This is a genomic window from Armatimonas sp., from assembly GCF_031410135.1.
Classification (GTDB): Bacteria; Armatimonadota; Armatimonadia; order Armatimonadales; family Armatimonadaceae; genus Armatimonas.
The window spans coordinates 1-9,743 of record NZ_JANNYP010000691.1 but is presented as its reverse complement, the minus strand read 5'-3'; the positions used below and the strand labels follow the sequence as shown (position 1 = coordinate 9,743).

Sequence of the window (9,743 nt, the reverse complement as noted above, 5' to 3'; positions counted from 1 at the left end):
TCAAGAGGAGCGCCAGGGCGATAAGTAGGCACAGAGCCGTGCCACGAACGAGCAGTTCCGTAAAAAAGAGCAACATTACTCAGTTTCCTTTCTGGCGAGCCTCAGTAATCAGCACCGAGAGCCGCTCCAAGTCGTCGTCGGAGAGCTTGCGCTCGTCGTCGGTGAGGAGCGCGGCTACCACCTGTTCCGGGCGACCTCCAAAGAACGTCTCCATGAGCTTGGAGAGTGCCTCGCGCGCCACGGGCGGACGAGCATTGACGGGGTGGTAAATGTACTTCGCGCCGTCTTGAGTGTGGGTCACGTGGCCCTTGTCCTCCAAGATGCGCAAGAACGCGCGGACGGCGGAGTAGCTGGGCGGGTCGGGGAGCTCCGCCAGAACGTCGGCGACGGACGCTCCCCCACGTCGGTAGAGCGCCTCTAGTATCTGCCGCTCGCGGCGGCTGAGTTTCTCGGTAAAGTGCATAATAGGTGCTAATCCTCTAGCATAATGCTAATAGATTAGCATACAATCGAAAGCGTGTCAAGTTTTAGGTACAATAGACGCATGCCTCAGGTTTTTGAAGGGAGTCTGGTCGCGACCGGGCTCAAGATTGGGATTGTTATCTCCCGCTGGAACGGGTTTATCACCGAGCGCCTGCTCGAAGGAGCGCTTGATGCGTTTCGTCGGCATGGCGGCGACCCGGAGAAAGTGGCGATTGCGCGTGTGCCAGGGACGTTCGAGATCCCGCTGATCGCACGAAAAATGGCCGCGTCGGGCAAGTACGATGCGGTGATCTGTCTGGGCTGCCTGATCCGCGGCTCCACCGACCACTATGACTACATCGCCTCCGAGGCCAGCAAAGGCATCTCGCAAGCCATGCTCGCCACCGACACCCCCGTGACTTTCGGCGTCTTAACGTGCGACACGATTGAGCAGGCCATTGAGCGCGCGGGCACTAAGGCGGGCAATAAAGGCTCCGAGGTCGCCGTCGCTGCCATTGAGATGGCGAACCTGTGCAAGTCGCTGGCCTAATTAGCGAGGAGTTGAAAATCCCTCGCTAGAGGCGCTTCGCGCCGAACGTCCTGTCGGACGGACTCCGATCATGACCCTTGTGGGACTCAAACTCGACCATCTGGTTCTGACCGTCGCCGGTATCCCTAGCACCGTGGCATTTTATGAGCGTGTGCTCGGGATGGAGCCGCAGACCTTCGGCGCAGGCCGGGTTGCCCTGCGCTTCGGTGACCAGAAGATAAATCTGCACCAAGCCGGTCGGGAGCGAGAGCCCAAAGCCACGCTCCCGACACCCGGCTCCGCTGACCTCTGCTTCCTTACTGACACGCCGCTTACCGAGATCGCCGCGCACCTTACACACTGCGCCGTGGAAATCCTCGAAGGCCCCGTCGCACGAACCGGAGCCACCGGGCCGATTCTCTCGCTCTACTTCCGAGACCCCGACGGCAATCTCATCGAGATTGCCAATCGCGTGCTTGAGGCCGTAACCAAGCCGTAGCTCGATACGTTTATCTTTCTATGAACCCGACACGACGCAGTATTTTACGATGGGGCGGCCTTGCACTGGCCACTTCCCCCCTGATGGGCCTGCTAATGCTTTCTATCTCAGGGCCGAGCTTGTTAGAGAAACAGCGCGAGGCCGCACGCCGCGAGGGAATCCCACTCACTTCTGATGACCTGCGCCCGAACCCTCCGATTCCAGACTCTGAGAACGCGGGGCCGCTCCTCAAAGAGCTTACGGAGCGCTATAATATGCTGCCAAAGCGGGAGCGCAGTCTTTGGGAAAAGGCTACAGGCGATCTGCTGACGAAGCCCAGTGACGCCAATGCTATGGTTGCATTTGACGAAGGTCTGACACGCTACGCTGATCTGATTGTTTTACTGGAGCAAGCAGCAGAGCTTCCTCACTGTGATCTAGCTTACGACTGGAATCAAGGGCCGCTTCTCCTCTTTCCTGAGTTTGCTATAGTCCGAAATTTTGCTCGTGTTCTGATGCTTCGTGCAAGGACTGCCAGAGATGCAAAAGCGGCTTGGGCTGATATTGCTCGCACGGCAAAGCTTGGCAATCTCATCGGTGAGACGCCTTGTAGTATCGCAGCACTTGTCTATGTTGCCACTCATAGTATTGCAGATAGAGGCTATATCGAGACTCTCAAGCGCTTTGGGCCAAGTGTACAAGCGCATGATACCCTCGTGGCGTTCGGCTCACCTCCAGAGCCAGAGCACTACTTTGGGGGTGAACTGGTCTTGAACACCATGGCAATGAAGCTACTTCACGACGGAAAGCTCAATAATGCTGATGATAACAATGAGAACGACTTTATGGGGTCATCATGGCGCTCTTTCTCATTTGTAGCTCCGGTTGCCGCACCGATCTGGGAGAAGCAAATCCTTATTTTTTGGCGACAGGCATTTCCCAAGATACGGGAGGTACAGCGCACAGGGTGCTATGAGGAGCTTGGGAAATGGCTTAATCAGATGGGAAAAAGCTGGGAGTTAGATCGTATCAACGTCCCGCAGAACCTGATGGTTCTGATTCTCTTTCCCATGTTTTCCAGTGCTCCGATCAGAACCCATTTGCATACCGCCGCTCTTCGACGGCTACGAGAGTCGGCGCTGGCGCTAAGCGAGGAGAAGGCCAAAATGGGCAGCTTCCCGGACTCCCCCACACTTCCCGCCGACCCGTTCTCAAAGACGGGGGAGCCGTTGCGCTACAAAAAAGAGGGTGCTGGCTGCGTGCTCTACAGCGTCGGGCAGGATCACACAGATGATGGCGGCGTGGAGAAGCGGGAGAAAAACAGCGAGAAGCTCGATCTCGTCGTGCGGCTATGACCACCCCATGGAATGAGGCGTCAACAGTGGCACTGCGTGCCGCAAAGCCCGTGCCGGGCTGGGGTTTGGTAGCCCGGCACGGGCTTTGCGGCGTAGGAACGACGCCATTGCAGACGCCGGTTTCAACCGGCGGCCTACGATTCGTTGCCGAGGAGCACGTCGGGGAGGCGCTCGCTGGGCTCTTCGCGGGTCTTGCCATCCAGCAGGCAGGAGATGTTCATGTCGCCCATGACGTTGATCATGGTGCGGCAGCGGTCTAGGAACCAGTCCACGGTAAAGAGCAGCGCGATGTAGCGCACGTCGAGACCCACGGCGGTGAAGACGAGGGTCATGGTCACCAGCCCCGCCTCTGGGATTCCTGCTGCACCGACCGATGCCACAATACTCGTAATGACGATGAGAAGCTGCTGCTGGAGCGTGAGGTTTTGGCCCAGTAGCTGCGCCACAAAGAGCGCCGACATCGCCTCGTAGAGCGCCGTGCCATCGTTGTTGAAGTTCGAGCCGACCAGCGAGCCCATGCTCGCCGAGCGCTCCCGCAGGCCGACTTTGGTCCAGAGGCACTGGAACGTCACGGGCATGGTCGCCGTGGACGAGGCCGTGGAGAACGCCATCACCAGCGCATCGCGGCAGCCTTGGAGCAGCTGGCCGGGGCGCACCCAGGAGCCGAGGCGAACGCGAGTGAGGTAGTAGCATGCCTGCAAGAACAAGGCGATAAGAACGGCAATAATGAAGTAGCCCAGCGCGGCAAACGGCGCGAAGCCCTGCTTGCCCACAATCGAGGCCACGATACCAAAGATGCCGATGGGGACGATCTGGATGATGCCGTGCAGAATGCTCACCAGCGTCTCCATCGCAATGTCCACCGCCTGCATCACGGTGGTGACGGCGCGGTCTTTCATGGCGCGAAGCGTGGTGCCAAAGGCCAGCGCCAGCAGGATGATCCCGATAACATTGTTCTCCACCAGTGGCCCCGCGAGGCTCTTGGGGACATTGTCGAGAAACTGCTCCCAGACCTCTTTCTTGGCCTCGGGCGCTTTCCAGCCCGATTTCTCCATCGTCTCTAGGATGAGCCTCTTCTGGGGATCGGTCTCTTTGGACGAGAGCGTGGCCTTAGGCGCAGGAATCTCCAGCTTGCCGTGCTTGCCCGGCTGCACCACATTGGCGACCACAAGCCCAATCACAATGGCGACCACGGTGTTGAGTACGAGCAAGCCCCCGAGCTTGGCGGCGAGCTTACCCCGCACCTCGGTCTTCATCAGAGCCTGGATCACGGCGATTAGAATCAGAGGCGGAGCCAGCGCCCCGAGCATGCGCAAGATCAGCTTGGCGGGCACCTCAAGATTGGCCGCGCCCTCGCCCCAAGCCGTTCCCACAATCGCGCCAAGTACCAGGGCGATCATGATCCGAATGTAGAGCGGAGTTGCCTTCCACCATGCGAAAAAACCATTCATGCGTTGCTTGCCTCCAGCCGAGCCTTTTCTTCTTCGCGCATTTTAACCTGCATTCGCTCCCGCTCGGGGATAATTCTTTCGCGAGGGGAAGTAGGGACAAAGTCAAAGCTCTCGACGCCGAGGCCACGGAGCACGGCGGCCTCCACCAGGCTGTAGTTGCCGTCGGGACGGTTGAAGTCCATTGGCTCCTTGAGGTGCACGGGCGGGTTGGTGATGAGCCGGGGCAGGCGCAGGGCGTTCTTAGACGAGGCATGGAGCAGGTAGGGGTGCATCAAATACACATCGCCCGCCTCGCCGGTGGCTTCTAAAAACTGTGAGCACTGCGCGACCAGCTCTTGGAAATCAAAGCCGTCGGGGCGGATACCTTCCGGGTGCGCGGCGAGATGTTTTGCGACTACGGGCACGGAGTCGGCGGCCACAAAGGTCGCGCCGCCGGTAGGCAAGACATCCGACCAGAGAACAATTGTCAGAAGCCCCTGCTCGGGGGAGTCGAGGAAATGGCGGAAGAAATCGCCGTCTTTGTGCCAGCCGGGCACGGAGGCACTCGGTGGCTCCCAGCTTGTGGTGTGGCTCTCGTCGCCTACGTTCACAATAAAGCCATCCCCCCAGCGCGCCGAAGTCAGGCGCTCCTCGCCGCCGCAGAGCTCACAGATGGCACCGTAGGCACGCGGGGCGAGCTCTTGCACGAGCACGGAGCTGAGAGTCGGCATGTGAATCCGATTTTTTGCCCACGTCGCTTTATCCTCAGGGTTGTAGCCCAAGCGCGTCCAGACATCGCGGCTCAGGTGGGCTGCTTGCTCCCGCGAGAAGGCATTTTTGATCACCACAAAGCCCTGGGTGAGAAACTGCTCCACTTGCTCGTCGGTGAGGAACGAATAGCCGCTGGTCTTCATGCGGGGCTATTCGCCATCTGCTACGCTCTTACCTGCCGTGGTTGACTTTATCTCGTATCTTGCGCACCTGAGCGGGCGTCAGGGCGGGAGCGGGGGGAGCGAGCTTTTTTTGGAGAAGGGGTAGATGGAGATCACGCGAGGTGATCTTGATAATGGTGATGATGTCGCCGATGTCTTGCTGCTTGACAAAGCCCAGATAGTGGCTGCACTCCTTGATCGTGTTTTGCTCCCATATGATACTTAGCCGTAGGGTCTCCGTGAGGCTGCTGGGTAGCTTCCCGATTGGTTTTGCCGAGATCGGCTCAGTGACGGAGTAGGTCTTGAGCAAGCCCAGCATGAGGCGCTCGTGGCGGCGCTCCGTGCGGGCCATGTCGGCAAAGGGAAAGGCTTTTCCGTAGCGCCCCGCCGCACTCTCGTAGAAAAGCGCGCTGCCCCGCACGTCCTGCAAGACACTCGTCAGCGCCGACTGCGTCATCATATCCACTCCACCTGTTTGACCAAACATCTTCACCGCCTCCACTCCTAAGGATAGACTGTTTCCCAAGTGCAGCCCTCTGCAAACTGGCGGATTCACGAGGCTTCTCAGAAAAAACAAGAAGAATTAAACTCTGCTTAATTATACGATGTAAAGTTCGTGCTTTATTTTATTGTGTTACTTTAGCTGATCTTAAAAGGAACTTTTATTACTATGTTTTCTTGCCCCGCACTAGTACAGACTCGTCGTGGATTCACGCTCATTGAGCTTCTTGTCGTGATCGCAATAATTGCCATCTTAGCCGCGATTCTCTTCCCCGTTTTTGCTCAAGCACGTGAAAAAGCCCGCCAGACTGCTTGTCTCTCCAATATGAAGCAGATCGGTCTGGGAATGATGATGTATGTTCAGGACTATGACGAACAGTACCCCGCCCAGTCCACGGCGGTGCCTGCCGTGATCGCGGATGTCTGGCAGTTTACGATCGCCAACTACATCACCAGCCCACCCTCTAACTGGTCTCAGCCTAGTGGTAATATCTTCTCCTGTCCTAGTAACCAAGTGGTTCGTGGCCTGAGCCAAGGAACCGTGACACGCGCTCTGAACATAGGGCTCGATCTGGTAGGCCGCTTCCGACTGACTTTGCGTGCCGATGGAACCTATGCCTACTTAGCCAACTATGCCATCAACGACTCGATTGTCGGAGAGACCGGTGTCACCTCAATGGCGGCTTGGGATCAGCCCGCCAATGCCTACATGATCATGGAAGGTAACGGCGATGGCGATCTGGATTCGAACGATGTCTCGCAGGAGAACACGCTGGGCAACAAACGCGACGACCAGATTTTCTGGGGGCACGCTGATGGCATGAACATCACCTACGCCGATGGCCATGCAAAGTGGCTGCGTTGTAACCCGGTGCTACTCAATAACGCCTCTTTTAATGGCCAAGGCCAGCCTGTCTTCTATCGTTCTAGTAGCGCGGCTTGTCTGCCCTGGCGCCCCAATACCACGGTAAACCCGGCCACGCGTGACTGCCCGTAGCGAGAGCTGACTTGTGGCTTGCAAGGGTGGGGTATTCTCTCTTTTGTGAGCCATCAAGAACACCAGCAAAAAGCCGCCGAGCGTGGCCCGATTACCATGGGAGTGGTGACCGTCAGCGATACCCGCACCACAGAAACCGACCTCAACGGGCAGTTTCTAAGGCGTGAGATCGCCACAGCGGGGCACGTACTGGCTTTCTACCAAATCATCGAAGACGAGCCTGCGCAAGTGGCAATGGCGCTGGACGCGGCCATTGCGGCAGGCGTCCAGGTGCTGCTTTTTAACGGTGGCACGGGAATCTCACAGCGCGACACGACCTACGATGCCTTGGCGCAGAAGCTAGAGAAAACGCTCCCTGGCTTTGGGGAGATCTTTCGCATGCTCTCGTGGGAGCAAGTGGGCGCAGCGGCGATGCTCTCCCGCGCCGTAGCAGGAGTCTACCAAGGCATGGCCGTTTTCTCCACACCCGGCTCCCATAAAGCCGTCGTGCTGGCCTGGGAGAAGCTCATCGCCCCCGAGCTAGAGCACATCGCCTGGGAGCTGGTGCGCTAGAACCCGTCCGATGTATTGTTGCCATCCAGTGTCGAAGGCGCTTCCGATGACCCGGCGACTTTTTCATAGCGGCCTTTTCCGGCGCGGACGTACTTGGTGAAGCCCTTGGCCTCGATATTACTGTCCGAGAGGTTGCCGCTATTGACCACGGCGCGGAGCGGCAGGCTCACAATGCGGCGCATGGGCTTCTGACACTCCTCACACTGTGTGAGAGGCGCATCCGACATACGCTGGAAGATCTCTTGCGTACCACTGCAAGTCTCACAGGGTTCATCACAGCGGTAGGTATAGGTTGGCATAGCTTTTATTCTATCGCGCCGGGTAGAGTGTTCCCATGAACGCTTCCGAGGCGCAGGCACAGCTTACGAAATCTGGCGAGCTCTTTCTTGAAGTCTTTACCCACGGCTCGCTCTCTGTGGAGATCTACAAGCCTGTCGGCGTGGACTTGCAGACGCCGCATAGCCGTGACGAAGTCTATGTGGTGATCGCGGGCACCGGCTTTTTCGTCAATGGCGACTCCCGAAAACCCTTTGTTCCCGGCGAGTTTCTCTTCGTCCCAGCAGGCGTTGCGCACCGCTTTGAAGAGTTTTCCGACGACTTCGCTACCTGGGTCTTCTTCTACGGCCCTGAGAGTGGCGAGGCTCCGACGCCTGAGGAGACAACTCCCACCGGCGAATTGCTCGCCGATGCTTTCAACGACACCGAGGAGATGGGCTGCGGCGACCTGATGATCGCCTTGCGAAAAGCGATGCTGCCGCTTTCCCCAGGCCAGATTCTCCACCTACGCGCCACCGATCTCGGTGCGCCCCACGACATCCCGGCCTGGTGCAACATGACCGGCCACTCCCTGCTCCGAGCCACCGCACCGGACTATTTCCTAAGAAAGAAAGTTAAATAAATGTCAAAGATTCTGATTAGCGTCACCAACTCCAAGAACGACACCGACCGCGCCACGGTCGGGTTTGTCGTCGCCAATGCCTCGGTCGCCAGCGAGCAAGAGACCGTTATCTTTCTGTCCATTGAGGGCGCACGTCTTGCCGTCAAAGGCTACGCCGACGATATTCACGAAGAGGGCTTCAAGCCACTCGGCGAGCTGATCGCCAGCTTCGTCGAGGCAGGCGGGATTATCTGGGTCTGCTCCCCGTGCTTCAAAAAACGCGGCCTCGACGAGAACAACCTTATCCCCGGCGCGGTGATCGTCGGCGGCGCAAAAGCCGTCGAGTTCCTCTCACAGGGTACCGCCAGCATGACGTACTAATACGTCCGTGCCGTAAACGACCCGTCTGCAAGCTTGCGCCGTCCTGCGGACGTGGGAAATTTCCATGTTCCGAGGGCCGTGCAACCCTGAGACGGGTTCGTTTACGACTAGGAAGAAATCACGATACTAAATGAACGATACGCTTGTTGAAATCCCACTACAATCAGGTTTAGGCTGGCGCAGAGTTTCCTGGGAGGAAGTCTTCAGCGAAGTTCACAGAATCACGCCTTGGCTCGCCGCGGAGATCAACGAACCGAAATATTTCTGGCCTTCTAGAGTTGAGAAGATAGCAGAGCAAAAAGCAATCTTGCTAGACTGGCAGTGGGTTCTGGGTTTCGAAAAACCAGATGTCGCTTTCTCCACATACCTGTGGGAGCAAGAGGTACTTATCGAATTTTTCCTAGCCCAGGTCAAGCCTGTGGAAACATTTATGATAGTTCTTGATTTTCCGCCTAACTTGAAAGAACGAATGGCTATCTCTGTTGATTATCAGGGCGATTGGGAGCACTTTTACAATGAATTCCCCTATCAAATTTTCGGCGCGAGTCAAGATATTTTTCTGATTTTCCCCAAGATTGATACAATACTAGCCGTTCATCATAGTGGCGTGTTCTGTCGTCTGGAGAAACCATGAACGATACTCTTGATGAAATCCCCACCATTGCCAATATCTGCGATGGCGGGAATCTGGACTGCGGCTCGGGGCTCTTGCTGATTATCCGCAAGGCGATGCTGGAAACGCCGCATTCTGGAGTTCTGGAAATTTGCTCGACGGAGATCTCAGTGCGCGAGGATCTCCCGGCGTGGTGCCGCATGACGAAGAATCCCTATCTCGGCTGGTCGGTCGGCACGGGGACGAATCGCTTTTTTGTGCAGCGCGGCAGCGAGAGCAAGGCTGAGTCAGATGCCGCCGCTGAGCAGGCGAAAAACTACCGATGGCGTGCCCGTGCCCACTGGGAGCCTACACTGGCTCCCCCGAACTCGGGGGCGGGGGGGGCCAACATTGTACGAGTTTATGCGCGAAACCACGGCTGGGACGTGGGGCAACCGGCAAGCTTCGACGTGAAAGACGCGGCTCCGAGCGCTGTGGAGTATGTGCTCAATGCTCTGGCGGCCTGTCTTGCGATGGGCCTCCAACTTCGCGCCTCGCGGGCAGGCGTCACGATTGATGAGCTAGAAGTCGCGCTCTCGGCCAGCATCGAGAACATCAATGTCTTCCTGGGGCTGGAAACCGACGGCCACGCAGGCT

The 9,743-nt window shown here is 57.6% G+C and carries 14 protein-coding genes; 9 read left to right on the top strand and 5 right to left on the bottom strand.

The window, feature by feature from the left end:
- Positions 1-79 precede the first annotated feature (79 nt).
- Entirely contained in the window at positions 80-463 is a 384-nt protein-coding gene (locus tag RMO15_RS25395) for a BlaI/MecI/CopY family transcriptional regulator (protein ID WP_309719306.1), read from the bottom strand.
- An 81-nt stretch (positions 464-544) separates the two neighbouring features.
- On the opposite strand from RMO15_RS25395, the gene ribE reads away from it, so the two are divergent.
- From ribE to RMO15_RS25380, 3 genes are all read left to right on the top strand, one after another.
- Positions 545-1,012 carry a 6,7-dimethyl-8-ribityllumazine synthase gene (gene ribE / locus RMO15_RS25390; protein ID WP_309719303.1) on the top strand — a complete coding sequence of 156 codons (468 nt, stop codon included), beginning with the start codon at positions 545-547 and terminating at the stop codon, positions 1,010-1,012.
- A 70-nt stretch (positions 1,013-1,082) separates the two neighbouring features.
- A complete protein-coding gene (locus tag RMO15_RS25385) occupies positions 1,083-1,490 on the top strand; it encodes a VOC family protein (RefSeq protein ID WP_309719300.1) in 408 nt (135 codons plus the stop codon).
- A 20-nt stretch (positions 1,491-1,510) separates the two neighbouring features.
- On the top strand, positions 1,511-2,824 hold the full coding sequence (locus RMO15_RS25380) for a hypothetical protein (RefSeq protein ID WP_309719298.1): 1,314 nt from the start codon (positions 1,511-1,513) through the stop codon (positions 2,822-2,824).
- Positions 2,825-2,958: 134 nt separating this feature from the next.
- Here the strand turns inward: RMO15_RS25380 and RMO15_RS25375 are convergent, their stop codons facing one another.
- From RMO15_RS25375 to RMO15_RS25365, 3 genes are read right to left on the bottom strand one after another with little or no spacing between them, the layout of a single operon-like run.
- Positions 2,959-4,275, bottom strand: a complete 1,317-nt coding sequence (locus RMO15_RS25375) for a dicarboxylate/amino acid:cation symporter (RefSeq protein ID WP_309719295.1) — start codon at positions 4,273-4,275, stop codon at positions 2,959-2,961.
- Positions 4,272-5,168 carry a phytanoyl-CoA dioxygenase family protein gene (locus RMO15_RS25370; RefSeq protein WP_309719292.1) on the bottom strand — a complete coding sequence of 299 codons (897 nt, stop codon included), beginning with the start codon at positions 5,166-5,168 and terminating at the stop codon, positions 4,272-4,274. The genes RMO15_RS25375 and RMO15_RS25370 overlap by 4 nt, the downstream gene beginning before the upstream one ends.
- A 28-nt stretch (positions 5,169-5,196) precedes the next feature.
- Complete coding sequence (locus RMO15_RS25365) at positions 5,197-5,673, bottom strand: hypothetical protein (protein WP_309719289.1); 477 nt, start codon at positions 5,671-5,673, stop codon at positions 5,197-5,199.
- 183 nt (positions 5,674-5,856) lie between these two features.
- On the opposite strand from RMO15_RS25365, the gene RMO15_RS25360 reads away from it, so the two are divergent.
- Both RMO15_RS25360 and RMO15_RS25355 read left to right on the top strand, forming a co-directional pair.
- Positions 5,857-6,684 (top strand): DUF1559 domain-containing protein, encoded by an 828-nt coding sequence (locus RMO15_RS25360; protein ID WP_309719286.1) that lies wholly within the window; start codon positions 5,857-5,859, stop codon positions 6,682-6,684.
- A gap of 45 nt (positions 6,685-6,729) precedes the next feature.
- Entirely contained in the window at positions 6,730-7,236 is a 507-nt protein-coding gene (locus RMO15_RS25355) for a molybdenum cofactor biosynthesis protein B (RefSeq protein WP_309719283.1), read from the top strand.
- On the opposite strand, the gene RMO15_RS25350 is transcribed toward RMO15_RS25355, so the two are convergent.
- On the bottom strand, positions 7,233-7,535 hold the full coding sequence (locus RMO15_RS25350) for a zinc ribbon domain-containing protein (RefSeq protein WP_309719280.1): 303 nt from the start codon (positions 7,533-7,535) through the stop codon (positions 7,233-7,235). The genes RMO15_RS25355 and RMO15_RS25350 overlap by 4 nt on opposite strands.
- Positions 7,536-7,570: 35 nt before the next feature.
- Between RMO15_RS25350 and RMO15_RS25345 the strand changes: the two genes are divergently transcribed.
- From RMO15_RS25345 to RMO15_RS25330, 4 genes are all read left to right on the top strand, one after another.
- Entirely contained in the window at positions 7,571-8,134 is a 564-nt protein-coding gene (locus tag RMO15_RS25345; protein ID WP_309719277.1) for a cupin domain-containing protein, read from the top strand.
- On the top strand, positions 8,135-8,494 hold the full coding sequence (locus RMO15_RS25340; RefSeq protein ID WP_309719274.1) for a DsrE family protein: 360 nt from the start codon (positions 8,135-8,137) through the stop codon (positions 8,492-8,494). It abuts the gene before it with no gap.
- A gap of 130 nt (positions 8,495-8,624) precedes the next feature.
- Positions 8,625-9,128, top strand: coding sequence for a hypothetical protein (locus RMO15_RS25335; protein ID WP_309719271.1), 504 nt, complete (start codon positions 8,625-8,627; stop codon positions 9,126-9,128).
- The coding region (locus tag RMO15_RS25330; protein WP_309719268.1) for a hypothetical protein at positions 9,125-9,743 on the top strand (619 nt) is incomplete at its 3' end. The genes RMO15_RS25335 and RMO15_RS25330, both read left to right, overlap by 4 nt.